A 24420-nucleotide genomic window follows, 5' to 3' on the forward strand; every position below is an offset into this window, starting at 1 on the left:
CGTGATGCAGTTCCTCCTGGCGTTCATCGTCGTCGCCCCGCTCATCGGCGCCGCGGCGGCCCTCCTGCCCGCCCCGCCCGGGCTGAAGGGGAAGTCCCCCGAGCAGGCCGTGCTCCGCCACGGGGTGACCGTCACCGGGGTGATCCTCGCGGCCGCGGTCGTCCTCGCGGTCGGCTTCGACCACGACCAGCCGTCGAGGATGCAGGCCACCACGGACATCAGCTGGATCCCGGCGCTCGACGTGCGGATCCACCTCGGCGTCGACGGCATCTCCCTCCCCCTCCTGCTCCTGACCGCGCTGCTGAACTTCCTGTGCGCGCTGTACAGCTACGGCTCGCCCCCGCGCGCGCAGGGCACGAGCCCGAAGGCCTTCGTCGCGCTGCTGCTGGTCCTGGAGTCCGGCACGCTGGCTACCTTCGCCGTCCTCGACCTGCTGCTGTTCTTCCTGGCCTTCGAGATGGTGCTCATCCCGATGTACTTCCTCATCGCCCGCTGGGGCGGCGAGGGACGGCAGCCGGCCGCCTGGCGGTTCATCCTCTACACGCTGCTCGGTTCGGTCGTCATGCTGCTCGGCCTGCTCCTCGTCGGGCTGAAGGCCGGCACGTTCGACATGGTGGCACTCGCCACTGACAACGGCCGCGACATCACCACATCCGTGCAGGTCATCGCGGTTCTCGCGATCGGGATCGGTCTCGCCGTGAAGACCCCGATGTGGCCGCTGCACAGCTGGCTGCCGGACGCCCACACCGCCGCCCCGACCGTCGGTTCGGTCCTGCTGGCCGGTGTCCTGCTCAAGATGGGTACGTACGGGTTCGTCCGGATCGCCCTGCCGATCGTCCCGGACGGCATGCGCATCCTCGCGCCGTACCTCGCGGCCTTCGCCGTCGCCGGCGTCATCTACGGATCGCTCGCCTGCCTGGCCCTGGCCCGGCCCGGCGCCAGGGGCGACCTCAAACGCCTGATCGCCTACTCCTCGGTCGGCCACATGGGCTTCGTGCTGCTGGGCATCGCCACCATGACCCCCACCGGCGTCAACGGGGCGCTCTTCGCCAACATCGCCCACGGTCTCATCACCGGCCTGCTGTTCTTCCTGGTCGGCGCGGTCAAGGAGCGGTACGGCACGGCCGACCTCGACACCCTCGCCGGAGCCACCGGCGCCGCGCTGTACGGGCGCGCCCCGCGCCTCGGCGGGCTGCTCGCCTTCGGCGCCGTCGCCTCGCTCGGCCTGCCCGGCCTGGCCGGGTTCTGGGGCGAGGTGCTGGCGCTGTTCGGCGCCTTCGACCCGGCCCCGGCCCTCAGCCGCCCCGCCTTCCTCACCTTCATGGCCGTCGCCGCCGTCGGCACCCTGCTCACCGCCGCGTACCTGCTCCTCGTGGTGCGCCGCGTCTGCATGGGCGCCCGGCCCGCCGCCGACCAGCCCGGCGTCGCCGACATCCGGACGCACGAGTTCGTCGCCTGGACACCGCTGGCGGCCCTCACCGTCCTCGCCGGCCTCTGGCCCGCGCTCCTCCTCGGCCTCACCGACCCGGCCGTGCAGAAGCTCCTCGCAGGAGGCAAGTCGTGACCCTCGCAGCCACGAGCGCGACCACGGGCGCCGCCCAGCCGGTCACGGCACCGGGCGCGGTCCCGGCCGCGCCCGCCGGCGCGGCCGACCTCGTCCAGTCCGTCGACTGGGCCGCCATCGCGCCGCCCACCATCGCCGCCGCCGTCGCCCTCCTCGTACTGGTCGCCGACCTTTTCGTACCGGCGGCGCGCAAGCAACTGCTGGGCTGGACCGCGATCGCCGGCCTCGGCGCCGCGATCCTGGCGCTGGTGCCGCTGCGCGAGGGCGACCGCTCCACCTTCTGCCTCACCACCGACGCCGACGCCTGCAGCTACACGGCCGACCACTTCGCGCTGGCCATCCAGTTCCTCGTGCTCGGCGGCGCCCTGCTGACCGCGCTGCTGTCGCTGGCCGACACCCGGGGCCGCACCGACGCCGGTGACGGCACGCGGACCGGCCCCCCGGCGACAACCGGTCCCGGGGCGAGGGCGGGGCTCGTGGCGAAGGCCGGGCTCCCGGCGGAGGGCGCCCTTCCGGCCGGCGAGTTCTGGTTCCTGCTGCTGTCCTCGGCGGCCGGAGCGGCCCTGCTGCCCGCCTCCCGCGACTTCGCCACCCTGGTGGTGGCCCTGGAGGTAGCCTCGCTGCCGGCCTTCGCGCTCGTCGGTCTCAAGCGCGGCGACCGGCTGTCCGGCGAGGCCGCGCTGAAGTTCTTCCTGTCCTCGGTCACCGCGACCGCCGTCACCCTGCTCGGCGTCAGCTTCGTGTACGCGTCGACCGGCACCCTCCACCTGACCGAGGTCGCCCAGGCCCTGGACGACGTGCCGGCCCCGCTGGAGACCCTGGCCAAGGCGGGCGTGGCCCTCACCCTCGTCGGCTTCGCCTTCAAGACGGCCGCCGTCCCCTTCCACTTCTGGGTGCCCGACACCTATGTGGGCGCGCCGCTGCCCGTCGCCGCCTACCTCTCCGTCGTCGGCAAGGCGGTCGGCTTCACCGGCCTCATCCTGGTGACCGTCGTGGCCTTCCCCACCTACGCCGATGTGTGGGGCCCGGCCCTGTCGGTCCTCGCCGCGCTCACCATGACGGTCGGCAACGTCGCCGCGCTGCGGCAGGTGCCCACGCGCGCGTGGAGCGCGGTCCGGCTGCTCGCCTGGTCCTCGGTGGCCCAGGCCGGTTACCTCCTGGTCCCGATCGCCGCCGCCGCGTACTCCGGCGACGACCAGATCGGCGCCACCGTCGCGTACGCCCTGATGTACGCCGTGGTGAACCTCGGTGCCTTCGCGGTCGCCGCCCTGGTGGCCCGCAGGCACCCGCTGAACCGGATCTCCGACTACCGGGGCCTGTACGCCACGCGGCCGGCCGCCGCCCTGGTCATGGCCTTCTTCCTGCTGTGCCTGGCGGGCCTGCCGCCCGGCGTCATCGGCCTGTTCGCCAAGGTCACGGTGTTCTCCGCGGCCGTCGACGCGGGCCTGGGCTGGCTCGCCGTCGTCATGGGCGTCAACGTGGTGATCGCCCTGTACTACTACCTGAAGTGGACGGCGATGCTCTTCCGCACCCCGGAGGGCACGCCCGGGAGGCACCCGGTCCCCGCCCCGGTGACCGCCGCCGTCGTCCTGACGGCCGTCGCCGGTGTGGTGCTGTCGGGCCACCCCCAGCTGGTGCTGCGCTTCGCCGCCGACACCCTCTTCTGACGGCCGGGCCATCCGCCCGCCGGGCCGCTCCCGGAGGCGCCGCCGCGGGCCCGCCGCCCGCGCGGCGCCGGCCGCCCCGGCGGCCACCCCCGTGCCCACCAGGGAACCTGCCGCTTGCGCCTGGCGTTGACCAGTACGGGAAGGTCCACCGGGGGAGTGGACCAGCACCAGCGAAGGGTCCCCTGCCGCACCACTTGGAGGGCGTACCGTGCACCGCCGGCACAACGGGCTGAAGACCGCCGTACTCCTCGGGGGACTGTCCGCACTCATCATCCTGATCGGCGGCCTCTTCGGCCGTACGGGTCTGGTCGTGGCGCTCGTCGTGGCGCTCGGCACCAACGCGTACGCGTACTGGAACAGCGACAGGCTGGCACTGCGCGCGATGCGGGCCATCCCGGTCAGCGAGTTCCAGGCCCCCGGGCTGTACCGGATGGTCCGGGAGCTGTCCACGCAGGCCCGTCAGCCGATGCCCCGGCTGTACATCTCGCCCACCCAGGCCCCCAACGCGTTCGCGACCGGCCGCAACCCGCGCAACGCGGCGGTCTGCTGCACCGAGGGCATCCTGCAGATCCTGGACGAGCGGGAGCTGCGCGGCGTCATAGGCCACGAGCTGAGCCACGTCTACAACCGGGACATCCTGATCTCGTCCGTGGCCGGCGCCCTCGCGTCGGTGATCATGTTCCTGGTCAACTTCGCCTGGCTGATCCCGGTGGGCCGCTCCGACGACGAGGAGGGCCCCGGCCTGCTCGGCATGCTCCTGATCATGCTGCTCGGCCCGCTCGCCGCGTCGGTCATCCAGCTCGCGATCAGCCGCTCCCGGGAGTACGAGGCGGACGCCTCCGGCGCCCAGCTCACCGGTGACCCGCTGGCCCTGGCCAGCGCCCTGCGCAAACTGGAAGCGGGTACGAAGCGGCTCCCGCTGCCTCCCGAGCCCAAGCTGGAGACGGCGAGCCACATGATGATCGCCAACCCGTTCCGGCCGGGCCAGGGCATGGCCAGGATGTTCTCCACGCACCCGCCGATGGCGGAGCGCATCGCCCGACTCGAACAAATGGCAGGTCACCGCCCGTGAAGACGATCCTGAATGTCATCTGGCTGGTGCTGTGCGGCTTCTGGATGTTCCTGGGCTACCTCCTCGCCGGCGTACTGCTCTGCGTCACGGTGATCGGCGTCCCCTTCGGTCTGGCCGCCTTCCGCATCGGCCGCTACGCCCTGTGGCCCTTCGGCAAGACAGTGGTCGACCGCCGCGACGCGGGCGCGCCGTCCTGCGTGGGCAATGTGCTCTGGCTGGTCCTGGCGGGGTGGTGGCTGGCGATCGGCCACATCGTCACCGGCGTCGCGCTGTGCGTCACGGTCATCGGCATCCCGCTGGGCATCGCCAACTTCACGTTGATCCCGGTTTCCCTGCTGCCCCTGGGCAAGCAGATCGTCCCGAGCGACCGGCCCTTCGCCGGGCGCTGACGCCGGCGTTGTCAGTGCCGTGCTCCACCATGGGCGCATGAGCGTCGACGACCCGGCGTCACGGCCCGAGCGGGCCGCCCGCACCCGCGGGTGACCGGCCGGCTCCGCCGTTCGGCAGGCTAGCTCCGCCGTACCGCGTACAGCACCGCGCCCGCCGCCAGGACCCCCGCGCCCGCCAGGACCGACGACAGGGGCAGTGCCAGCGCGAGCACCAGGCAGCCGGCCAGCCCCCCGGCCGCCAGAACGCGGCGGAACCGGCCCCCACCGCCCGCCCCCGGAGCCTCACGCGCGTCGGGCACCCCGGACGCGCCACCGGTACCGGACACCCCCGAAGCGTCGGCGGCCCCTCCGGTGCCACCGCCCGCGTCCCGGGTGAGCGTCCACGCCGAGGCGTTGGCGATCGCGTAGTACACCAGCACCCCGAACGACGAGAAGCCGATCGCCTCCCGCACGTCCGCCGTCGCCGCCACCACCGCGACGACCGCGCCCACGGCCGTCTCGGCGTGGTGCGGCACCCGGAAGCGCGGGTGGACGGCGGCCAGGGTGCGGGGAAGGTGGCCGTCCCGGGCCATCGCCAGCGTGGTACGGGACACCCCGAGGATCAGTGCCAGCAGCGAGCCCAGCGCCGCCACGGCCGCGCCCGCCCGCACCGCCGGGACCAGCCAGCCGGCCCCCGCCGCCCGCGCCGCGTCCGCCAGCGGGGCCGCCGACCGGCCGAGCTCCCCGGCGCCCAGCACCGACAGAACGGAGACGGCCACGCAGGTGTACACGACCAGCGCGACACCCAGCGCCAGGGGAACCGCCCGCGGAATGGTCCGCTCCGGGTCCCGTACCTCCTCGCCGAGCGTGGTGATGCGGGCGTACCCCGCGAACGCGAAGAAGAGCAGTCCCGCCGCCTGCAGCACCCCGCCCACCGACGCGTCGGCGCCGTCCGGCTCCAGCCGCCCGAACCGCGCCTCGCCCGACCCCAGCGAGGCGACCACCACCGCGGCCAGCACCGCCAGCACCCCCGCCACGATCACCCGGGTCAGCAGCGCCGACTTCTGCACACCCGCGTAGTTCACGGCGGTCAGCGCCACCACCGCGGCGACGGCCACCGCGTGCGCCTGCCCGGGCCACACGTACGCCCCGACCGTCAGGGCCATCGCCGCGCACGACGCGGTCTTGCCCACCACGAAGCCCCAGCCGGCGAGGTAACCCCAGAAGGGCCCGAGCCGCTCCCGCCCGTACACATAGGTCCCGCCCGACGCCGGGTAGCGCGCGGCGAGGCGAGCCGAGGCCATCGCGTTGCAGTAGGCGACGGCGGCGGCCAGCGCCAGCCCCAGCAACAGCCCGCTGCCGGCCGCCCCCGCCGCCGGGCCGAGCACCACGAAGATCCCGGCACCGACCATCGACCCCAACCCGACGACGACCGCGTCGAAGACCCCCAGCGACCGCCGCAACTCCTGTGTCATGCGCCGCACCCTACTGACACCGGCAACCGGCGTCCCCGCCCCGGCGTCCTGAAAGGACAGCACCCCACGAAAGGCAGGTTCACGGCATGGGCATCATCAGCTGGATCGTTCTGGGGCTGCTGGCCGGGGTCATCGCCAAGATCCTGCTCCCGGGGCGCGACCCGGGAGGGCTGATCGGCACCACCCTCATCGGTGTCGCCGGCGCCTTCGTCGGCGGCTGGCTGTCGTCCCGGTTCCTGGACCGCCCGATCAGCAACGAGTTCTACGACGGTGCCACCTGGGTGGCGGCGGTCGGCGGATCGCTGGTGCTGCTGATCGCCTACCGGATCCTGTTCGGGCACTCGCGCTCCCGCTGAGCCCCCGGCCGCGTACGGCGGGCCACCGGGCCGGGCCCGAGCCCCGGCGGCCCGGGCCGGCCCACCGGCCCCGAGCCCCGACGGCCGCCCGGCTCCTCAGCCCGTCCTGTCCCGGTCGAACCAGATGGTGGCCAGCGTGGGCGCCAGCCCGGCCCAGAACAGCAACTGGGGCACCGTCCGGTCCGTCCACGGCAGCTGCGAGATCAGCAGTGCGCAGAGGGTCGCCCAGGCCGCCTGGCCGAGCACGACCCGGGCCCAGCGGTCACGGCGTACCAGGGACCGCACGTTCAGCCGCACGCCACCGCGCATCCCGCGGTAGCGGCGCCAGGCACCGAAACCCCAGACCGCGCCCATGCACCCGAGTACCCAGAGCCGGTTGCCGGGCGGAACCGGCAGGTCCCGCGGCACCCCGCCGTCCGTGGGGAAGAGGTCGGTCATGACACCCGCCGCCGCCAGACAGACGAGCGCCGGCCAGCGGGTGCCGCGCAGCATCCGGTAGGTGGCCCGGTCCAGGGCGCCGCGCAGCCACGGTGAGTCCGGCACCGTACCGAGCGCGTCGGCGTAGAGGTCCGCCGCGGCGGAGGCTTTCACCCCCGGCCGGTTCGCGGCCCGGTCCGCCTGCATGACCACGGCCAGCGAGTTCGCCGGGTCCAGGGCGCGCAGGGCGTTCAGCGTCCGTTCCGCGCAGGCGTGGTCGCCGGCCAGCAGCGCCGCCTTGTAGAGGGACTCGTAGGCCCGGGGCTCGTCCGGCCCCAGGCGCACCCCCTCGTGGGCGAGGCGCAGCCCCTCCCGCACGTCACCGTCCGGCAGCCAGGGCTGGATCTCGGCGAGCGTCCCGTACGCCCGCCAGCGGTGCGGGTCGACCCGGATCGCCTCGCGCAGCAGCGCGCCCGTCTCCGCCATGCGGCCCACAGCGCGCAGCGCACGGGCGCGCATGTGGAGCGTGGCGTAGTCCTCCGGAGCCAGTCGCATGGCCTGCCCGGTCACCTCGACCGCCTTGTCGTCCTCGTCGGCGGCGAGGTGACAGCGCGCCAGTTCCAGCCAGGCACGCAGGTCCTCGGGCTCCTCCCGGAGCCGGGCGCCCAGCACGGACTTGGCCTCGTCGTACCGGCCGAGGTCGACCAGCGCCTCGGCCCGGGCGGCCGCGGGATGCTCGGTCGTCACAGTTTCCGCCTCTTCTTCAGATACGCCACCAGGTCGTCGTACGCCCCGCCCTCGTTGGCGAACTGGGCCACGTTGCGAGCCGTGGCGAACCACGGCTCGGTGGACGGCACCACGGAACCGGCGGCGGCCAGCAGGTCCTTCATACCGATCAGGCGAACGGTGCCACTGCGTGCGGAGTCGAGCAGCGCCGTCTCGGCGGCGGCCTCGCACACATGGGCCAGGTCCGCGCCCGACAGGCCGTCGGTGACCTTGGCGAGCCTGCCGAGGTCGACGTTCTCGATGGGGCGGTCGCGCAGGTGGTAGCGGAGTATCGCCTCGCGCGCGGGCGCGTCGGGCGGCAGCACGAGCAGGGTGCGGTCCAGCCGGCCGGGCCGGCGCAGCGCGACGTCCACGTCCCAGGGCGCGTTGGTGGCCGCCAGTACGAAGACGCCCTCGTTGGCCGCGGCGTCGACGCCGTCCAGCTCGGTCAGCAACTGGTTGACGGTGTTGCGCATACCGCTGTTCCCGGTGCGGCTGCGCTTCCCGCCGAGTGCGTCCAGCTCGTCCAGGAACACCACGCACGGTGCCTGGCGGCGGGCGGTGGTGAAGACCTGGTGCATGTTGCGCTCGGAGTTGCCGACCCACATGTCGAGCACGTCGTCGACCGACACGGACAGGAACGCGGCGCCGAGTTCGCCGGCCACCGCCCGGGCGATGAACGTCTTGCCGCAGCCGGGCGGGCCGTACAGGAGCAGCCCGCCGCGCAGGCTCTTGCCGTACAGCCTGCGCAGTTCCGGGTTGCGCAGCGGGGCGAGGAAGGCGGCCTCCAGCCGCTCCTTGACCTCCCGCATGCCGCCGACGTCCGCCAGCCGTACGGTGCCGGGGGCGTCCACGTCCCACCCGGAAGCCTCTCCCGGCCGGCCGCTGCCGTCGGCGGCGAGCGGGCCCTCGACGAACCGGGGCGGCACGACGCCGCCCACCTCGTCCTCGGCGGCCCGCCAGTCGAAGCCCCCGTCGGGCGCGTCCGGGGTCCCGGACGGCGGCCCCCCGGGCGTGTCCGACGACGGCACCCCCGGCGTGTCCGGCGTCCCGGGCGGCGTCCCGGGAGCGGGGGCCGCGCCCCGCCGGTCCGGCCCGGAAGCCCCCATGGCGCGGGCCATCAGTGCCCGGGCCTGTACGTCACCGGGTGCCCGCTGGAGCGCGACGGCCACCTCCGCGACAGCCGGGTCGTGGAGTCCCGCAGCGAGGAGGAGTTCCGCGAGGTGCAGGCGCAGCGGTACGTCACCGGGCGCCGCCGCGACGGCCGTACGCAGGCTCTGGATCAGGGGCGACTCCTCCGGCATGATCCACACCCTATGCAGGCGGTGGCCGGGGCCGGCCACCCTCCCCCCGCCCTGCGGTCGCCGACCGTTCAGGACGCGGTGAGCCCGGTCTCCCGCAGGGTGATGTTGAGGCGGCCGGAGCCCAGTCCGGTCGCGGGGTCGGCCGTCCCGGGGTACACCTTCGGCACCCCGTGGTACGCGAAACGCGACGGGCCGCCGAACACGAACAGGTCCCCGGACGCCAGCTCCACGTCCGTGTACGGCCGCCCCCGCGACCGCGTGTTGCCGAACCGGAAGACACAGCTGTCGCCGATGCTCAGCGACACCACCGGGGCGCCGGAGCGCTCCTCCCGGTCCTGGTGCATGCCCATCCGCGCGTCCGGTTCGTAGAAGTTGACCAGCGCGGCGTCCGGGGCGTAGCCGCCGTCCTCCCCGTACGCCTCCACCAGCGCCGCCCGCCCCAGGTCGGCCAGCCAACCGGGGAACGCGCCCACCGGGGCCCCGTTCACGTCGTCGGCGGTACGGCTGTACCGGTACGGCTGCCAGTGCCAGCCCAGGCACACCGTCCGTACCGACATCACACCCCCGCCGGGCAGTTCGGTGCGCCGCATGGGCACCGGTCCGCGCGCCCACCCCCGGCACGCCCCGACCAGCTCCCGCTGCCGCTCCACCGGCAGCCAGCCGGGCACGTGCACCGCGCCCGGGGCGATCTCCGCCCGTTCCCGGTCGACCGGGAACAGCCACGTCACGGCGCCAGGGCCCCTTCCAGGCCGAGCAGCCGTTCCTTGCGCTCCAGCCCGCCCGCGTACCCGCGAAGCGCCCCGTCCGCCCCGATCACCCGGTGGCAGGGCCGCACGACCAGCAGCGGGTTGCGCCCGATCGCGGTGCCCACCGCCCGCACCCCGGCCCCCGGCGCGCCGACCCGGGCGGCGATCTCCCCGTACGTCACGGTCCGCCCGTACGGGATGTCCTCCAGCGCCCGCCACACCCGCCGCTGGAAGTCGGTGCCCCCGCCCGCGTACTCGACGTCGAACCGGGTGAGCTCGCCCGCGAAGTACGCCGCCAGTTGCTCGGCGATCCCCGCGAACGCCGCCGGGGCGTGCCGCCACCCGTCCCGGACGGACGCGGCGCCCTTCTGCCCGGGCAGGGAGAGCGAGGCGAGAGCCGTCCCGCCGCGCGGGGACTCCTCACCGGCCAGCAGCATCTCGCCGAGCGGCCCTTCGACGTACGCGTACAGAGTCATGGTTCCTTCCCTTCCGCTCCTGACCACCAGTGTTGGCTCGGCGACCGCTGGAGGCCGGCGGCTTTCGGACATCACGTCCCACGGGCCGCCACGGCGGACAAGGGCGGGGGCGGACCGGCACGAGCCGTGTCCGCCCCCGGGCCGCCCGGACCACCGCCGGGGTGCTCCCCTACCGGTAGTTCACGAACTGGAGCGCGAAATCGAAGTCCTGCCCCTTGAGCAGCGCGATCACGGCCTGCAGGTCGTCCCGGCTCTTGGAGCTGACCCGCAGCTCGTCGCCCTGCACCTGCGCCTTGACGCCCTTGGGCCCCTCGTCCCGAATGATCTTCGCCACCTTCTTGGCGTTCTCCTGGGAGATGCCCTCCTCGATGGTGGCGAAGATCTTGTACTCCTTGCCCGACAGCTGCGGCTCCCCGGCGTCCAGGGACTTCAGGGAGATGCCGCGCTTGATCAGCTTGGACTGGAAGACGTCGAGGATGGCGTTGACCCGCTCCTCGGAGTTCGCCTGCATCAGGATCTTCTCGCCGGACCAGGAGATGGAAGCGCCGACGTTCTTGAAGTCGTAGCGCTGCGAGATCTCCTTCGCCGCCTGGTTGAGGGCGTTGTCGACCTCCTGCCGCTCGACCTTCGAGACGATGTCGAAACTGGAGTCGGCCATGTCCTGTGGCTCCTTGGGTCGGGTGCTTATCGGTACGTGGAGGTACGGCCGGGCTGCCCGGACCGCCGTCCCAAAGCCTAGCCACCCGCAACCGGGGGCCGCGCTGATCAATCCGGTGGCGGAGCACCCCCTGACATCGGGTATCGTTTACGTCGTTGCCACGGAGCGCCGCCCAGAAGCGGCCACTCCCACGGCGACATCCCATGGCGGTGTGCCCGAGTGGCCAATGGGAGCGGACTGTAAATCCGTCGGCTTAGCCTACCCAGGTTCGAATCCTGGCGCCGCCACGTGATGAATGGCCCCTGATCTGCGGAAACGCGGACCGGGGGCCATTCGCGTTCACGGACTCGGTCCCGGCCCGGTGCCCTGGCCGGTGCGGCCCCGGCCGGACGCGCCGAGGCGCCCCCGGCCCGGTGCGCGAGGGGCGCCTCGGCGCCGGACGGGCGCGCCCACCGCCGGACGACGCCGCGCGACGGCCCGGCAGGCGACCCCTGGCGGCCCTCCCACCGGGAGCCGGCCGCCCGGCCCTCCCGCCGGTCCACCGGCCCCCCGCCGCTCAGCGAGTGGCCAGGCCGTCCGCCGACCAGTCCGCCAGGCGGAACGCCAGTTCCGTCTCCCACCGCGCCGGGTCCGGCTGCACCCGGGGGTCCGTGCGGTACGTCTCGATGCGGCAGCCCCAGCGTTCGACGCCGTCCACCTCCCGCATGTCCCACTCCAGACCCTGCTCGTCCGCCCACTTCCGCAGTGTGGTGATCGCGCCGAACAACTGGTCGGGGTGGCCGATGTGGGTCAGGGTCGCGTACCGGCCCGCCGGCAGTACCGCCACGCCGACATCACCCTCCGGCCGGGGCGGCGCGAGGACCGGCAGGCCCGCCTCGACCTCCGAGACCCCGCCGAGGTCCACGGTGTTGAACCGGAAGAACGGCGCGCCGGCCACCGCGATGTCACGGGCCGCCAGCCAGCCGAGCAGCTCCGGCAACCGGTCGGCGACCTCGCCGAAACCGTCCATCCGCACCGAACGCCGCATGAAGACGTACGGCTGCTCGGGGCGCTCCACCACAACGGGCTCGGACATGGGTCGACTCCTCCCGTCAGTTGCCCGCGATGTCCTTCACCGCGACCGCCACCGGCACGGACCCGCTGACCAGCTCCAGGGTCAGGCCCGCCGTCGCCGGGGTCTCCACCAGCTCGGCCAGCACGGCGGCCACGTCGTCGCGCGGCACGGGGCCACGGCCGGTCGACGCCTCCAGCCGTACCAGACCGGTGCCGGCGTCGTTGGTCAGCATGCCCGGACGCAGAATCGTCCACGCCAGGCGGCTGTCCCGCACGTACGCGTCGGCCGCGCCCTTGGCGCGCAGGTAGGTGTCGAAGATCTCGTCGCCGGGGTGGTCGGGATCGGCGCCCATGGACGACACGACGATGTAGCGCCGTACACCCGCGCGCTCGGCGGCGTCGGCGAACAGCACCGCCGCGCCCCGGTCCACCGTGTCCTTGCGGCCGGCGTCGCTGCCCGGGCCGGCGCCCGCCGCGAAGACCGCCACGTCGGCGCCGTCCAGCACCTCCGCGACCGCCTCCAACGGCGCCGACTCCAGGTCCAGCACCACGGGTTCGGCACCCGCCTCCCGCAGATCGTCCGCCTGCTCCGGCCTGCGGATCACGCCCGCGACCTCGTGCCCGCCCGCCGAGAGCAGCCGCTCCAGCCGCAGGGCGATCTGACCGTGTCCTCCCGCGATCACAATACGCATGCTCCCGACCGTACGGCCCCGCGGCGGAAAGTGCTCAGGGACCGGGGTCGGGCCGGCCCTGCCGGGGCAGTTCGAGCGCCGCCGCCGAGTCGCAGTACTCGCGCACCGCGCTCGTCCGGGCGACCACCCGCCCCCGGTGCACCACGATCCTGCTGTACGCCAGGGACAGCACCCCCGGAAGCCGCTGCCCGCGCACCGCCAGCAGCTCCGCGGGGAAGCCCGCCTCCACGCGGACGGCCGGCAGCCCCATCGCCTCCCGGGCGGCCCCGCTCACCGCCCCGTACGCCTCCTCGGGCGGCAGCCCGCCCTGCGACGCCAGCAGGTACGCGGCCTCCAGCGGATCCCCGCGCCCCACCGGGTTCGCCACGTCCCGCAGCGCCCCGCTCCCGGCGGCGAGCCGCACCCCGGCCGCCCGCAGCAGCCGCACCGGCGCGGTGGCCCGGACGTCCGTGCCCCCACAGCCGCCCTGCGGCAGGCAGACGACCGTCACACCGGCCGCGGCCAGCTGGTCGGCCGCCCGGGCCGCGGTGTCCGCCGGAAGCCGTCCCAGCGCCCCGCACGGCCCGATGGCCACTCCCGGGCGCAACCCGCCGGCCATGGCGGCCAGCCGGGCCAGGCGCGCCGGGTCGCCCCCGTCGGTGTGCAGGTCGACCGGGCAGCCGTGCTCGCCCGCCAGTTCCAGCACCGCCTCCACGTAGCCGGCCGGATCGGGATCCAGGTCCGGCCGCCCGCCGACCACCGACGCGCCCATCTTCAGCGCGTCCCGGAGCATCGCGAGGCCGTCCGCGCCGGCCGCGCCGGTGAGCAGCCGGGGCACCGCGACCGTGGTCAGATCGGCCAGCCCGCGCAGCGAACGGCGGGCCTGGAGCACCGCCTCCAGCGACGTCAGCCCCTGCACGTCCCCGATCCGGACATGGGCGCGCAGCGCGGTCGCGCCGTGGCCCAGCTGGAGCAGCGCGGCCTCGGTGGCGCGGCGCTGGACGTCCTCGGCGGTGTACCCGACCGGGCCGGGGGAGTCGGCGCTGAGCGCGGTGTCGGCGTGCGCGTGCGGCTCGGCGGGGGCGGGCAGCAGCAGGTAGCCGGCGAGGTCCACGCGGGCGCCCCTGGACGGCAGGCTGCCCGCGGTACCGACGGCCTCGATGCGCCCGCCGCTGAGCCGTACGTCCACGGTCCGGCCGTCGGTGAGGCGGGCGCCGCACAGGAGCAGCGCGGTGGTGTCGGCGGTGGCGCCCTCGGGCGGCTGCGGCTGCTGGCTGTCGGAGGACATCCGGGCTCCTGGCGGGCGGGCGGTCAAACGGTCGGTGGCGGTCGGTCGGCGACGGTCGGTGGGGGGTCACGGCGTCGTCCACGGTGCTGCACGAGAGCGATCACGCAGGGTGAACCGAGCCTAGGGGCGGGCGGACCGGGCTTCGCGGAGGAGCCGAATAGTCGTACTGGTGCGGGGCGCGAGTGAGCCGCGAGGCGTACGTGCCGGCGGCTCGGGAAGCGGATTTGGGCGAACGGCGGCCGACCGTGTAATGTCTTCATCGCTCGCCCCAATAGCTCAGTCGGCAGAGCGTCTCCATGGTAAGGAGAAGGTCTACGGTTCGATTCCGTATTGGGGCTCTGGTGTCGGTGATCCTCGCCTTCGGGCGAGGGGATCCAGCATCATAGCGGTGTAGCTCAGTCGGTAGAGCAAGCGGCTCATAATCGCTGTGTCACCGGTTCAAGTCCGGTCACCGCTACTCTTAGTAGCCGATTGTGGGGTCGGTCCTTCGATCGGCTACTCTTTTCTGCGTTCATCCGTCCACCGTCCGTCCAAGGAGCACTCACGTGGCTGCCACCGACGTCCGCCCGAAGATCACGCTGGCCTGCGTGGAGTGCAAGGAGCGGAACTACATCACCAAGAAGAACCGGCGTAACAACCCGGACCGTCTTGAGATGAAGAAGCACTGCCCGCGCTGCAACGCGCACACTGCGCACCGCGAAACGCGCTGAAAACAGGCTCGTACACGAGGCCGTCCCCATCAGGGGGCGGCCTCGTGTCGTTTGTCCACCACAGAGTTCACTCAGGAGGTAGTGAGTTCCATGGCGCTCGACCAGTCCTTCGTGGGTCGGACCTATCCGCCCACCGCGCCCTACGAGGTCGGCCGGGAAAAGATCCGCGAGTTCGCCGAGGCGATCGGTGACCCGAATCCGGCGTACACCGATGCGGAGGCCGCGAAGGCGCTCGGCCACCCCGACGTGATCGCCCCGCCGACCTTTGTGTTCGCCATCACGTTCAAGGCCGCGAACGAGGTCGTCGCGGATCCCGGGCTGGGGCTGGACTACAGCCGGGTGGTGCACGGTGACCAGAAGTTCGCGTACACCCGGCCGGTGCGGGTGGGGGACCGGCTGACGGTCACCTCGACCATCGAGGCGATCAAGTCGCTCGCCGGGAACGACATCCTGGACGTGCGGGGCGAGGTGCGCGACGAGAACGGTGAGCATGTCGTGACCGCGTGGACGAAGCTCGTGGCGCGTGCGGCGCAGGAGGCGTGAGGCGATGACCGCGAACATCACTTTCGACGAGGTCGAGGTCGGCACCGAGCTGCCGGCCAGGAGCTTCCCCGTGACGCGCGCCACGCTGGTGCGGTACGCGGGTGCCTCCGGGGACTTCAACCCGATCCACTGGAACGAGAAGTTCGCCAAGGAGGTCGGCCTGCCGGACGTCATCGCCCACGGCATGTTCACCATGGCCGAGGCGATCCGCGTGGTGACGGACTGGACGGGCGACCCGGGCGCGGTCGTGGAGTACGGCGTGCGTTTCACCAAGCCGGTGGTCGTCCCCGACGACGACGAGGGCGCGCTCATCGAGGTCAACGCCAAGGTGGCCGCGAAGCTGGACGACAGGCGCGTCCGTGTCGACCTCACCGCGACGAGCGCGGGCCAGAAGGTGCTCGGCATGTCCCGCGCGGTGGTCCAGCTCGCCTGACGGGCACGCGGCCGCCTCGGCGGGCCCGCCGGCCCCGCCCGCCCCGGCTGCCGGTCCCGACCGCCCCTCCGGTGGCCGCCCCGGCCGTCCGCCGCGTCCGGCCGCCCCGGTCACCGGCGCGGGCGGGCGGGGCTGCCGGAGGGGGCCCGTAGTCTTGAGCCCGTGCAGGAACTCCACGACGCCCCCCTCGCCCCCCTGACCACCTTCCGGCTCGGCGGGCCGGCCGACCGGCTCGTCACCGCCACCACCGACGACGAGGTCGTCGCCGCCGTACGGGAGGCGGACGCCACCGGGACACCGCTGCTGATCATCGGTGGTGGCTCCAACCTGGTCATCGGCGACAAGGGCTTCGACGGCACCGCCCTGCGCGTCGCCACCCGGGGCTTCACGCTCGACGGCACGCGGCTGGAGCTCGCGGCGGGCGAGGTGTGGTCCGACGCCGTCGCCCGCACCGTGCAGGCCGGGCTCGCCGGAGTCGAGTGCCTCGCGGGCATCCCCGGCTCGGCGGGAGCGACGCCGATCCAGAACGTCGGGGCGTACGGCCAGGAGGTCTCCACCACCCTCACCGAGGTCGTGGCCTACGACCGCCGCGCCGACGAGACGGTGACCATCCCCAACGCCGCCTGTGACTTCTCGTACCGGCACAGCCGGTTCAAGGCCGACCCCGACCGCTACGTCGTGCTGCGCGTCCGCTTCCGGCTGGAGGACGCCCAGGGCATGAGCGCCCCGGTCAAGTACGCCGAGACCGCGCGCGTGCTCGGCGTCGAGCCCGGGGACCGCGTCCCGGTCGCCACCGCGCGCGAGACGGTGCTCGCACTGCGCGCGGGCAAGGGCATGGTGCTGGACCCGGACGACCACGACACCTGGTCGGCCGGATCGTTCTTCACCAACCCGATCCTCGGCGAGGCGGAGTACGACACGTTCCTCGCCCGGGTCCACGACCGCCTCGGCCCGGACGTCGCCCCGCCCGCCTTCCCGGCCGGCGAGGGCCGGGTCAAGACCTCCGCGGCCTGGCTGATCGACAAGGCGGGCTTCACCAAGGGGTACGGCTCCGGCCCCGCCCGCATCTCCACGAAGCACACCCTCGCCCTCACCAACCGGGGCGAGGCGACCACCGAGGACCTGCTGGCCCTGGCCCGCGAGGTGGTCGAGGGCGTACGGCACGCCTTCGGCGTGACGCTGGTCAACGAGCCGGTGACGGTCGGCGTCAGCCTGTAACCCGCGTACCGGCGTACCCGCGTACCGGCGGACCCGCGTACCGGGCGGACCCGGCCGCCGGGCCGGCGCCCCGCCCCTCATGCCCGGGCCCCCGGCGGCCCGCCCGGCCGCGGAGGGGCCCGGCGCGACGCTCAGCCGTGCAGCCAGTAGTCGATGCCCGCCAGCAGCTTGGCCTTGGTGTCCTCCGGTGCCGCCGAGCCGCGCACCGACTGGCGGGCCAGCTCCGCCAGCTCGGCGTCGGTGAACCCGTGGTGGACGCGGGCGATCTCGTACTGGGCCGCCAGCCGGGAGCCGAACAGCAGCGGGTCGTCCGCCCCCAGCGCCATGGGCACCCCGGCCTCGAACAGCGTCCGCAGCGGGACGTCCTGGGGCCGCTCGTACACGCCCAGCGCCACATTGGACGCCGGACAGACCTCGCAGGTCACGCCCCGCTCGGCCAGTTTCCGCAGCAGTCGGGGGTCCTCGGCGGCCCGCACCCCGTGCCCGATGCGCGCCGCCCCCAGGTCGTCCAGGCAGTCCCGCACCGAGGCCGGGCCGGTCAGCTCACCGCCGTGCGGCGCCGCCAGCAGCCCGCCCTCCCGGGCGATGGCGAAGGCGCGGTCGAAGTCCCGGGCCATGCCGCGCCGCTCGTCGTTGGAGAGCCCGAACCCGACCACCCCGCGGTCGGCGTACCGCACCGCCAGGCGCGCCAGCGTCCGCGCGTCCAGCGGATGCCTCATCCGGTTCGCCGCGACCAGTACCCGCATCCCGAGCCCGGTCTCCCGGGAGGCGGCGTCCACCGCGTCCAGGATGATCTCCAGCGCCGGGATCAGCCCACCGAGCCTGGGCGCGTACGAGGTGGGGTCCACCTGGATCTCCAGCCACCCCGATCCGTCCCTGACGTCCTCCTCGGCCGTCTCGCGCACCAGCCGCTGGATGTCCTCGGGGGAGCGCAGGCACGACCGGGCGATGTCGTACAGCCGCTGGAAGCGGAACCAGCCCCGTTCGTCGGTCGCCCGCAGGCTCGGAGGCTCACCGCCGGTCAGCGCCTCGGGCAGGTGGACCCCGTGCTTGTCGGCGAGCTCCAGCAGGGTGGCGGGCCGCATCGACCCGGTGAAGTGCAGATGCAGATGGGCCTTGGGCAGCAGCCGCAGATCTCGAACGTGCTCCATTCAGGGATCTTGCCGCAACCGGCGCCCGCGCGGGAGACCCTTTCACCGATCGGGTGCTCGCGGGAACGAAAAAGCGGGGCCCCGGCCGACCGGCCGGGACCCCTGTGCACCACCCGCGCGCCCGCCCGCTAGTCGCGGGCCTCGGCGAGGAGCTTCTGCATCCGGGAGACGCCCTCGACCAGGTCCTCGTCGCCCAGCGCGTACGACAGCCGCAGGTAACCGGGCGTACCGAACGCCTCGCCCGGTACGACCGCCACCTCGGCCTCGTCCAGGATCAGCGCCGCCAGCTCCACGGAGGTGCGCGGGCGCTTGCCGCGGATCTCCTTGCCCAGCAGGCCCTTCACCGAGGGGTACGCGTAGAACGCGCCCTCCGGCGTCGGGCAGACGACGCCCTCGATCTCGTTGAGCATCCGCACGATCGTCTGGCGGCGCCGGTCGAAGGCGGTGCGCATCTCGGCGACCGCGTCCAGGCCGCCGGAGACGGCGGCCAGGGCCGCGGCCTGAGCGACGTTGGACACGTTCGACGTGGCGTGCGACTGGAGGTTCGTCGCGGCCTTCACCACGTCCTTGGGGCCGATGATCCACCCCACCCGCCAGCCGGTCATCGCGTACGTCTTGGCGACGCCGTTGACGACGATGCACTTGTCACGCAGCTCGGGCAGGATCGCCGGCAGCGACGTGAAGGCGGCGTCGCCGTAGACCAGGTGCTCGTAGATCTCGTCCGTCAGCACCCACAGGCCGTGCTCGACGGCCCAGCGGCCGATCGCCTCGGCGTCGGCCTCGGTGTACACCGCGCCGGTCGGGTTGGACGGGGAGACGAACAGGACCACCTTGGTCCGCTCGGTGCGCGCTGCCTCGAGCTGCTCCACCGACACCCGGTAACCGGTGGTCTCGTCGGCGACGACCTCCACCGGCACACCGCCCGCCAGCCGGATGGACTCGGGGTACGTCGTCCAGTAGGGGGCCGGGACGATGACCTCGTCGCCCGGGTCGAGGATCGCGGCGAAGGCCTCGTAGATCGCCTGCTTGCCGCCGTTGGTGACCAGGACCTGGGAGGCGTCGACCTCGTAGCCGGAGTCGCGCAGCGTCTTGGCGGCGATGGCGGCCTTCAGCTCCGGCAGGCCCCCGGCCGGGGTGTAGCGGTGGTACTTCGGGTTGCGGCAGGCCTCGATGGCGGCCTCGACGATGTAGCCGGGCGTCGGGAAGTCGGGCTCGCCCGCGCCGAAGCCGATCACGGGGCGCCCGGCGGCCTTGAGGGCCTTCGCCTTGGCGTCGACGGCGAGGGTCGCGGACTCGGAGATCGCGCCGACTCGGGCGGAGACCCGGCGCTCGGTGGGAGGAGTTGCAGCGCTCATGCGGCCCATCGTCCCAGACCCCGGAAGGGCCGGGCGCACAGGTTTCGCCGGGTGTCCTCCCCGGGCCGTCCCGGATCCCGAGGAGGTGGAGACCCGGGGGCTTCAAGGCCGTGTCCGGCCCCATCTGTTCGACGCGGGGCCTCTGACCACGTACACTCTCTGCTCGTTGGCCCTCAGCGACCACTTCCACGGATGCGGTAGGTTGGGGGAGAACCACAAAGGGTCGTAGCTCAATTGGTAGAGCACTGGTCTCCAAAACCAGCGGTTGGGGGTTCAAGTCCCTCCGGCCCTGCTACACACACCGCCAGGTTGTGTGCGCAGGTATGTACTTCATTGCACCGCCGTGCGGCTCCACCCGGGCGCGGCACGGCCGACCCGGAATCAGGTGAGAGACGTGACGGACGCCGTAGGCTCCATCGACATGCCTGATGCCGAGGACGAAGCAGCCGAGTCGAAGAAGAGCCGCAAGGGCGGCAAGCGCGGAAAGAAGGGCCCGCTGGGCCGTCTCGCGCTCTTCTACCGGCAGATTGTCGCCGAGCTGCGCAAGGTCGTCTGGCCGACTCGCAGCCAGTTGACGACGTACACGACGGTTGTGATCGTCTTCGTCGTCGTCATGATCGGTCTGGTGACCGTGATTGACCTTGGCTTCCAGGAAGCAGTCAAGTACGTCTTCGGCTGATTCCCGCGGAGGGCGCCCACCCCGGCGCCCCTTTTCGCATGTTCCACCCCATCTGTATCCAGGAAGAAGCAGCCACCGTGTCTGACCCGAACCTGAACGAGTCCGCCCAGGACGAGCTCGACGTCGTCGAGGCGGCCGACGAGGACCAGGCGGAAGCTGCGGACGCCGCTACCGGCGAGCCGGCCGAGGAGACCGCGGTCCACGCCGAGGACGTGGCCGAGGTCGCCGACGACGAGACCGTGGCCGACGAGGTCGCGGACGACGAGGGCGAGGACGCCGACGGCGCCGCTGGGACCGAGGCCGCGGAGGACGAGGCCGAGGAGTCCGGTGAGGACGAGGCCGCCGAGCCGGCCGCTCCGGTCGACGCGGTCACCGCGCTCCGCGAGGAACTGCGCGGTCTGCCCGGCGAGTGGTACGTGATCCACACCTACGCGGGCTACGAGAAGCGCGTGAAGGCCAACCTGGAGCAGCGCGCCGTCTCGCTGAACGTCGAGGAGTTCATCTACCAGGCGGAAGTGCCCGAGGAAGAGATCGTCCAGATCAAGAACGGCGAGCGCAAGAACGTCAAGCAGAACAAGCTCCCCGGCTATGTCCTCGTCCGCATGGACCTGACGAACGAGTCCTGGGGCGTCGTGCGCAACACCCCCGGCGTCACCGGTTTCGTGGGCAACGCCTACGACCCGTACCCGCTGACCCTGGACGAGATCGTCAAGATGCTCGCCCCGGAGGCCGAGGAGAAGGCCGCCCGTGAGGCCGCCGAGGCCGAGGGCAAGCCGGCTCCGGCCCGCAAGGTCGAGGTCCAGGTGCTGGACTTCGAGGTCGGCGACTCGGTCACCGTCACCGACGGTCCGTTCGCGACGCTGCAGGCCACGATCAACGAGATCAACGCCGACTCGAAGAAGGTCAAGGGCCTCGTCGAGATCTTCGGCCGCGAAACCCCGGTCGAGCTCAGCTTCGACCAGATCCAGAAGAACTAGTCCCTTCTGGACCACACGCCTCCGAACAGGTCAGAACGGGTCTCGCGCCCGCTCTGACCTGCTCGGTTTTTGGCCGCACGGTTATACCCGTTATCGTTGTGCGGTATGCCTCCATCCGGATGACTCGGATGGTGGCTGAAAACTCTCACTAGGACCCGGAGAGAGCAATGCCTCCCAAGAAGAAGAAGGTCACGGGGCTGATCAAGCTCCAGATCAACGCGGGCGCCGCCAACCCGGCTCCGCCGGTCGGCCCCGCGCTCGGTCAGCACGGCGTGAACATCATGGAGTTCTGCAAGGCCTACAACGCCGCGACCGAGTCGCAGCGTGGCATGGTCGTGCCGGTGGAGATCACGGTCTACGACGACCGCTCCTTCACCTTCATCACCAAGACTCCGCCGGCCGCCAAGCTGATCCTCAAGGCCGCGGGCGTGAACAAGGGCTCCGGCGAGCCGCACAAGACCAAGGTCGCGAAGATCACCCGCGACCAGGTCCGCGACATCGCCACCACGAAGATGCCCGACCTGAACGCCAACGACCTGGACGCCGCCGAGAAGATCATCACCGGCACCGCCCGCTCCATGGGCATCACGGTCGAGGGCTGACCAGCCCCGTTCGACCTGTGGGAGGGCCCGCGCTGGCCCGTACCACACCTCCGTACCTGAACCACCAGGAGAAGAAGTGAAGCGCAGCAAGGCTCTCCGCGGCGCGGACGCCAAGATCGACCGGGAGCGCAACTACGCCCCCCTCGAGGCCGTCCGTCTCGCCAAGGACACCGCCGCCACCAAGTTCGACGGCACCGTCGAGGTCGCCTTCCGCCTGGGCGTTGACCCGCGCAAGGCCGACCAGATGGTCCGTGGCACCGTGAACCTTCCGCACGGCACCGGTAAGACCGCCCGGGTCCTGGTCTTCGCGACCGGTGACCGTGCTGCGGCCGCGGAAGCCGCTGGCGCCGACATCGTCGGCTCCGACGAACTGATCGACGAGGTCGCGAAGGGCCGTCTGGACTTCGACGCCGTCGTCGCCACCCCGGACCTCATGGGCAAGGTCGGCCGCCTCGGCCGCGTCCTCGGCCCGCGTGGTCTGATGCCGAACCCGAAGACCGGCACGGTCACGATGGACGTCGCGAAGGCTGTGACGGACATCAAGGGCGGCAAGATCGAGTTCCGTGTCGACAAGCACTCGAACCTGCACTTCATCATCGGCAAGGTCTCCTTCGACGAGACGAAGCTGGTCGAGAACTACGCCGCGGCGCTGGAGGAGATCCTCCGTCTCAAGCCGTCCGCCGCGAAGGGCCGCTACATCAAGAAGGCGACCCTGACCACCACGATGGGCCCCGGCATCCCGCTGGACTCCAACCGCACCCGCAACCTCCTCGTCGAGGAGGACCCGGCCGCCGTCTGAGTCTGACGGCAGTCGCGGGTCTCGCGCACTGAAGCCGGCCCCCGCAGCTCTCCGGAGCCGCGGGGGCCGGCTTTTCGGTACGCGGCGCCGGGCGCGCCGGCCGCCGGTGGCGGACGGGCACCACCACCAGCTGGCCCGGAGGCGCGCTGGTCGGCGCGCCGCCCGCCGCCCGGCACGGCGCCGGGCGGCGGGCGGCCGCGGGTGCGAGCGACGCCGCGCGAACCCACTGGCGCGGCCGGGCCGGTGCCGGGCCGGAGCGGCGCCGGGCCGGAGGTGGGAACGGCGACCGCGCCGGGTCTCCCCGCGCGCAGCCGCCAGGCCCCCGCCGGGCCTCTCCGCGCACCGCCCCGCAGGCCCCGAGGCGAGGTCGCGCACCGTCCCGCGGCAACGCCGGGCCTCCCCGCGCACCGATCCGCAGGCCCCGTCGGCGAGGCGGCGCATCGCCGACTGACCGGCCCGCCGGCGAGGCCGCGCGGCGCCTCTCGCCGGCCCGCCGACGGCCGCTCCGCCGGTCCGGCCGCTCACCCGATCGGCCCGATTTGCTTGACGGGGAACCATTCGCGTACTGTTCCACAGAAGCCAAAGACCGCTGGTTGTCGCTGTGCTCCGCAAGGGGTGCGGCTACCGAAGGATCCGCTAGCTGCGGACGGCCCGCGCAGGTGACCGTGGAAGTACTCCCGGACGTATGTCCGGTCGAGTCCAGCCCCGTGCGCCTGCGCCGGGGCGTTTGTTTTGCCCAGCCCCTTCTGCGCGGTCCTCATCACCCGGAAGGAGGCCGAGGCTCATGGCGAGGCCCGACAAGGTCGCAGCTGTCGCGGAGATGACGGACAAGTTCCGTAACTCCGACGCCGCTGTCGTTACCGCGTACACCGGTCTTACCGTCGCGCAGCTCAAGCAGCTGCGTCGTTCACTCGGTGAGAACGCTCAGTACCGTGTGGTGAAGAACACGCTGACCAAGATCGCGGCCAATGAGGTCGGGATCGAGCTGGACGAGCACCTCGCGGGCTCGACCGCTGTCGCCTTCGTGACCGGGGACCCGGTCGAGGCGGCGAAGGGTCTTCGTGACTTCGCCAAGGAGAACCCCGCTCTCGTCATCAAGGGCGGCGTCGTCGACGGCAAGCCGCTGTCCGCCGACGAGATCAAGAAGCTTGCGGACCTCGAGTCCCGCGAGGTTCTGCTCGCCAAGCTGGCGGGCGCCATGAAGGGCAAGCAGTCCCAGACTGCCGCGCTCTTCCAGGCGCTTCCCTCGAAGTTCGTCCGCACCGCGGAGGCGCTTCGTGCCAAGCAGGCCGAGCAGGGCGGTGCCGAGTAATTCGGCTCGCGCATTGACCGGCGCCCACTAGGGCGACGGTCTCAGCGGGCCCACGTACGCCCGCCTCACATGTACATCCGGCACCAGCCGAATTAGTGGAAGGACCGCCACCATGGCGAAGCTGTCTCAGGACGACCTGCTCGCGCAGTTCGAGGAGATGACCCTCATCGAGCTCGCCGAGTTCGTGAAGGCGTTCGAGGAGAAGTTCGACGTCACCGCCGCCGCCCCCGTCGCCGTCGCCGCCGCCGGTGGCGCCGCTGCCGGTGGTGCCGAGGCCGCTGTCGAGGAGCAGGACGAGTTCGACGTCGTCCTCACCGGCGCCGGCGACAAGAAGATCCAGGTCATCAAGGTCGTGCGTGAGCTGACCTCGCTGGGTCTGAAGGAGGCCAAGGACCTCGTCGACGGCACCCCGAAGCCGGTTCTGGAGAAGGTCAACAAGGAGCAGGCCGACAAGGCTGCCGAGTCCCTCAAGGCCGCCGGCGCCTCGGTCGAGGTCAAGTGACCTTGCGAGTCCTCTGACTCGTACAGACGCCCTTCACGGGCGTTGCCAAGGGCGATCACCCGTTCGGGTGGTCGCCCTTCGGCGTTGCCGTGGTGTCCGTCTTGCAGTCCGGGCCACGGCGGGTATGGTGATCTTCGCCGTGCGCCCGGAAGGCCCCGGGGCCTTGACGAACCGCACGCAGCGCGCAATTCTCAGGACGCGTCGTCACGACGATCCGGATCCGAGGCATGGATCGACGGACGAACGGGCAGTATCGATG

General features: G+C 72.6%; 26 protein-coding genes and 4 tRNA genes. 19 read left to right on the forward strand and 11 right to left on the reverse strand.

Translation table 11 applies throughout. The annotated features are described in order from the left end of the window. Positions 1 to 4 precede the first annotated feature (4 nt). From AB0H53_RS22255 to AB0H53_RS22270, 4 genes are all read left to right on the forward strand, one after another. Entirely contained in the window at positions 5 to 1564 is a 1560-nt protein-coding gene (locus AB0H53_RS22255) for an NADH-quinone oxidoreductase subunit M (protein ID WP_362116155.1), read from the forward strand. Next, positions 1561 to 3231 carry an NADH-quinone oxidoreductase subunit N gene (locus AB0H53_RS22260; protein ID WP_362115982.1) on the forward strand — a complete coding sequence of 557 codons (1671 nt, stop codon included), beginning with the start codon at positions 1561 to 1563 and terminating at the stop codon, positions 3229 to 3231. Before AB0H53_RS22255 ends, AB0H53_RS22260 begins: the two co-directional genes overlap by 4 nt. A 208-nt stretch (positions 3232 to 3439) precedes the next feature. Further along, entirely contained in the window at positions 3440 to 4303 is an 864-nt protein-coding gene (gene htpX, locus AB0H53_RS22265) for a zinc metalloprotease HtpX (RefSeq protein WP_362115985.1), read from the forward strand. Beyond that, positions 4300 to 4692 carry a YccF domain-containing protein gene (locus AB0H53_RS22270; RefSeq protein WP_362115988.1) on the forward strand — a complete coding sequence of 131 codons (393 nt, stop codon included), beginning with the start codon at positions 4300 to 4302 and terminating at the stop codon, positions 4690 to 4692. Before htpX ends, AB0H53_RS22270 begins: the two co-directional genes overlap by 4 nt. Before the next feature lie 119 nt (positions 4693 to 4811). On the opposite strand, the gene AB0H53_RS22275 is transcribed toward AB0H53_RS22270, so the two are convergent. Next, positions 4812 to 6146, reverse strand: coding sequence for an APC family permease (locus tag AB0H53_RS22275; protein WP_362115991.1), 1335 nt, complete (start codon positions 6144 to 6146; stop codon positions 4812 to 4814). 86 nt (positions 6147 to 6232) lie between these two features. Here AB0H53_RS22275 and AB0H53_RS22280 point away from each other — a divergent pair, with 86 nt between their 5' ends. Then, on the forward strand, positions 6233 to 6502 hold the full coding sequence (locus AB0H53_RS22280; RefSeq protein WP_362115994.1) for a GlsB/YeaQ/YmgE family stress response membrane protein: 270 nt from the start codon (positions 6233 to 6235) through the stop codon (positions 6500 to 6502). 96 nt (positions 6503 to 6598) lie between these two features. Here AB0H53_RS22280 and AB0H53_RS22285 read toward each other — a convergent pair whose 3' ends face one another. The 5 genes from AB0H53_RS22285 to AB0H53_RS22305 all read right to left on the reverse strand — a co-directional run bounded on the left by AB0H53_RS22285 (position 6599) and on the right by AB0H53_RS22305 (position 10868). Then, entirely contained in the window at positions 6599 to 7666 is a 1068-nt protein-coding gene (locus tag AB0H53_RS22285) for a tetratricopeptide repeat protein (RefSeq protein WP_362115997.1), read from the reverse strand. Continuing rightward, positions 7663 to 8988, reverse strand: a complete 1326-nt coding sequence (locus AB0H53_RS22290) for an ATP-binding protein (RefSeq protein WP_362116000.1) — start codon at positions 8986 to 8988, stop codon at positions 7663 to 7665. The genes AB0H53_RS22285 and AB0H53_RS22290 overlap by 4 nt, the downstream gene beginning before the upstream one ends. Positions 8989 to 9056: 68 nt before the next feature. After that, positions 9057 to 9716, reverse strand: a complete 660-nt coding sequence (locus AB0H53_RS22295; RefSeq protein ID WP_362116003.1) for an alpha-ketoglutarate-dependent dioxygenase AlkB — start codon at positions 9714 to 9716, stop codon at positions 9057 to 9059. After that, entirely contained in the window at positions 9713 to 10210 is a 498-nt protein-coding gene (locus AB0H53_RS22300) for a methylated-DNA--[protein]-cysteine S-methyltransferase (protein WP_362116006.1), read from the reverse strand. Before AB0H53_RS22300 ends, AB0H53_RS22295 begins: the two co-directional genes overlap by 4 nt. A 169-nt stretch (positions 10211 to 10379) precedes the next feature. Next, positions 10380 to 10868 carry a YajQ family cyclic di-GMP-binding protein gene (locus tag AB0H53_RS22305; RefSeq protein ID WP_362116009.1) on the reverse strand — a complete coding sequence of 163 codons (489 nt, stop codon included), beginning with the start codon at positions 10866 to 10868 and terminating at the stop codon, positions 10380 to 10382. Between the two features lie 205 nt (positions 10869 to 11073). Between AB0H53_RS22305 and AB0H53_RS22310 the strand changes: the two genes are divergently transcribed. After that, a tRNA-Tyr gene (locus tag AB0H53_RS22310) sits at positions 11074 to 11155 on the forward strand. Between the two features lie 269 nt (positions 11156 to 11424). On the opposite strand, the gene AB0H53_RS22315 is transcribed toward AB0H53_RS22310, so the two are convergent. From AB0H53_RS22315 to AB0H53_RS22325, 3 genes are read right to left on the reverse strand one after another with little or no spacing between them, the layout of a single operon-like run. After that, on the reverse strand, positions 11425 to 11943 hold the full coding sequence (locus AB0H53_RS22315; RefSeq protein WP_362116012.1) for a GyrI-like domain-containing protein: 519 nt from the start codon (positions 11941 to 11943) through the stop codon (positions 11425 to 11427). A gap of 16 nt (positions 11944 to 11959) precedes the next feature. Then, on the reverse strand, positions 11960 to 12613 hold the full coding sequence (locus tag AB0H53_RS22320) for an SDR family oxidoreductase (protein WP_362116015.1): 654 nt from the start codon (positions 12611 to 12613) through the stop codon (positions 11960 to 11962). Between the two features lie 34 nt (positions 12614 to 12647). Beyond that, positions 12648 to 13880, reverse strand: a complete 1233-nt coding sequence (locus AB0H53_RS22325) for an amidohydrolase family protein (protein WP_362116018.1) — start codon at positions 13878 to 13880, stop codon at positions 12648 to 12650. A gap of 265 nt (positions 13881 to 14145) precedes the next feature. On the opposite strand from AB0H53_RS22325, the gene AB0H53_RS22330 reads away from it, so the two are divergent. From AB0H53_RS22330 to AB0H53_RS22355, 6 genes are all read left to right on the forward strand, one after another. Then, positions 14146 to 14218 (forward strand) — tRNA-Thr (locus AB0H53_RS22330). A gap of 46 nt (positions 14219 to 14264) precedes the next feature. Next, positions 14265 to 14337 (forward strand) — tRNA-Met (locus AB0H53_RS22335). 88 nt (positions 14338 to 14425) lie between these two features. Then, positions 14426 to 14590 (forward strand): 50S ribosomal protein L33, encoded by a 165-nt coding sequence (gene rpmG / locus AB0H53_RS22340; RefSeq protein WP_003948671.1) that lies wholly within the window; start codon positions 14426 to 14428, stop codon positions 14588 to 14590. Positions 14591 to 14680: 90 nt separating this feature from the next. After that, complete coding sequence (locus AB0H53_RS22345; RefSeq protein WP_362116021.1) at positions 14681 to 15133, forward strand: MaoC family dehydratase N-terminal domain-containing protein; 453 nt, start codon at positions 14681 to 14683, stop codon at positions 15131 to 15133. A gap of 4 nt (positions 15134 to 15137) precedes the next feature. Beyond that, positions 15138 to 15566, forward strand: coding sequence for a MaoC family dehydratase (locus AB0H53_RS22350; RefSeq protein WP_362116024.1), 429 nt, complete (start codon positions 15138 to 15140; stop codon positions 15564 to 15566). Between the two features lie 162 nt (positions 15567 to 15728). Next, positions 15729 to 16784, forward strand: a complete 1056-nt coding sequence (locus AB0H53_RS22355) for a UDP-N-acetylmuramate dehydrogenase (protein ID WP_362116027.1) — start codon at positions 15729 to 15731, stop codon at positions 16782 to 16784. A gap of 131 nt (positions 16785 to 16915) precedes the next feature. On the opposite strand, the gene AB0H53_RS22360 is transcribed toward AB0H53_RS22355, so the two are convergent. Both AB0H53_RS22360 and AB0H53_RS22365 read right to left on the reverse strand, forming a co-directional pair. Continuing rightward, the gene (locus AB0H53_RS22360; protein ID WP_362116030.1) at positions 16916 to 17935 is read right to left on the reverse strand and encodes an adenosine deaminase; all 1020 of its coding nucleotides are present in this window, start codon (positions 17933 to 17935) and stop codon (positions 16916 to 16918) included. A 128-nt stretch (positions 17936 to 18063) separates the two neighbouring features. After that, the gene (locus tag AB0H53_RS22365) at positions 18064 to 19290 is read right to left on the reverse strand and encodes a pyridoxal phosphate-dependent aminotransferase (RefSeq protein WP_362116033.1); all 1227 of its coding nucleotides are present in this window, start codon (positions 19288 to 19290) and stop codon (positions 18064 to 18066) included. Positions 19291 to 19509: 219 nt separating this feature from the next. Here AB0H53_RS22365 and AB0H53_RS22370 point away from each other — a divergent pair. The 7 genes from AB0H53_RS22370 to rplL all read left to right on the forward strand — a co-directional run bounded on the left by AB0H53_RS22370 (position 19510) and on the right by rplL (position 24161). Next, a tRNA-Trp gene (locus tag AB0H53_RS22370) sits at positions 19510 to 19582 on the forward strand. 102 nt (positions 19583 to 19684) lie between these two features. Next, on the forward strand, positions 19685 to 19969 hold the full coding sequence (gene secE / locus AB0H53_RS22375; RefSeq protein ID WP_362116036.1) for a preprotein translocase subunit SecE: 285 nt from the start codon (positions 19685 to 19687) through the stop codon (positions 19967 to 19969). Between the two features lie 77 nt (positions 19970 to 20046). Then, positions 20047 to 20946: a transcription termination/antitermination protein NusG gene (nusG, locus tag AB0H53_RS22380; RefSeq protein WP_362116039.1), complete on the forward strand. Its 900-nt coding sequence runs from the start codon at positions 20047 to 20049 to the stop codon at positions 20944 to 20946. Positions 20947 to 21113: 167 nt separating this feature from the next. Then, entirely contained in the window at positions 21114 to 21548 is a 435-nt protein-coding gene (gene rplK, locus AB0H53_RS22385; protein WP_362116042.1) for a 50S ribosomal protein L11, read from the forward strand. A gap of 76 nt (positions 21549 to 21624) precedes the next feature. Next, a complete protein-coding gene (gene rplA, locus AB0H53_RS22390; RefSeq protein ID WP_362116045.1) occupies positions 21625 to 22347 on the forward strand; it encodes a 50S ribosomal protein L1 in 723 nt (240 codons plus the stop codon). A gap of 784 nt (positions 22348 to 23131) precedes the next feature. Continuing rightward, the gene (rplJ, locus tag AB0H53_RS22395; RefSeq protein WP_362116048.1) at positions 23132 to 23659 is read left to right on the forward strand and encodes a 50S ribosomal protein L10; all 528 of its coding nucleotides are present in this window, start codon (positions 23132 to 23134) and stop codon (positions 23657 to 23659) included. Between the two features lie 112 nt (positions 23660 to 23771). Further along, a complete protein-coding gene (gene rplL, locus AB0H53_RS22400) occupies positions 23772 to 24161 on the forward strand; it encodes a 50S ribosomal protein L7/L12 (protein WP_362116051.1) in 390 nt (129 codons plus the stop codon). The last annotated feature ends 259 nt before the right edge of the window (positions 24162 to 24420 follow it).

It is taken from the genome of Streptomyces sp. NPDC050856 (assembly GCF_040653855.1).
Classification (GTDB): Bacteria; Actinomycetota; Actinomycetes; order Streptomycetales; family Streptomycetaceae; genus Streptomyces.

Coding starts and splice junctions, on each gene's coding strand:
- AB0H53_RS22350 (WP_362116024.1), top strand. CDS start 15,138: ATGACCGCGAACATCACTTTCGACGAGGTCGAGGTCGGCACCGAGCTG.
- rplJ (WP_362116048.1), top strand. CDS start 23,132: ATGGCGAGGCCCGACAAGGTCGCAGCTGTCGCGGAGATGACGGACAAG.
- AB0H53_RS22325 (WP_362116018.1), bottom strand. CDS start 13,880: ATGTCCTCCGACAGCCAGCAGCCGCAGCCGCCCGAGGGCGCCACCGCC.
- AB0H53_RS22300 (WP_362116006.1), bottom strand. CDS start 10,210: ATGACTCTGTACGCGTACGTCGAAGGGCCGCTCGGCGAGATGCTGCTG.
- AB0H53_RS22305 (WP_362116009.1), bottom strand. CDS start 10,868: ATGGCCGACTCCAGTTTCGACATCGTCTCGAAGGTCGAGCGGCAGGAG.
- AB0H53_RS22345 (WP_362116021.1), top strand. CDS start 14,681: ATGGCGCTCGACCAGTCCTTCGTGGGTCGGACCTATCCGCCCACCGCG.
- AB0H53_RS22365 (WP_362116033.1), bottom strand. CDS start 19,290: ATGAGCGCTGCAACTCCTCCCACCGAGCGCCGGGTCTCCGCCCGAGTC.
- AB0H53_RS22315 (WP_362116012.1), bottom strand. CDS start 11,943: ATGTCCGAGCCCGTTGTGGTGGAGCGCCCCGAGCAGCCGTACGTCTTC.
- AB0H53_RS22275 (WP_362115991.1), bottom strand. CDS start 6,146: ATGACACAGGAGTTGCGGCGGTCGCTGGGGGTCTTCGACGCGGTCGTC.
- rplK (WP_362116042.1), top strand. CDS start 21,114: ATGCCTCCCAAGAAGAAGAAGGTCACGGGGCTGATCAAGCTCCAGATC.
- AB0H53_RS22280 (WP_362115994.1), top strand. CDS start 6,233: ATGGGCATCATCAGCTGGATCGTTCTGGGGCTGCTGGCCGGGGTCATC.
- rplL (WP_362116051.1), top strand. CDS start 23,772: ATGGCGAAGCTGTCTCAGGACGACCTGCTCGCGCAGTTCGAGGAGATG.
- AB0H53_RS22360 (WP_362116030.1), bottom strand. CDS start 17,935: ATGGAGCACGTTCGAGATCTGCGGCTGCTGCCCAAGGCCCATCTGCAT.
- AB0H53_RS22255 (WP_362116155.1), top strand. CDS start 5: ATGCAGTTCCTCCTGGCGTTCATCGTCGTCGCCCCGCTCATCGGCGCC.
- AB0H53_RS22290 (WP_362116000.1), bottom strand. CDS start 8,988: ATGCCGGAGGAGTCGCCCCTGATCCAGAGCCTGCGTACGGCCGTCGCG.
- AB0H53_RS22320 (WP_362116015.1), bottom strand. CDS start 12,613: ATGCGTATTGTGATCGCGGGAGGACACGGTCAGATCGCCCTGCGGCTG.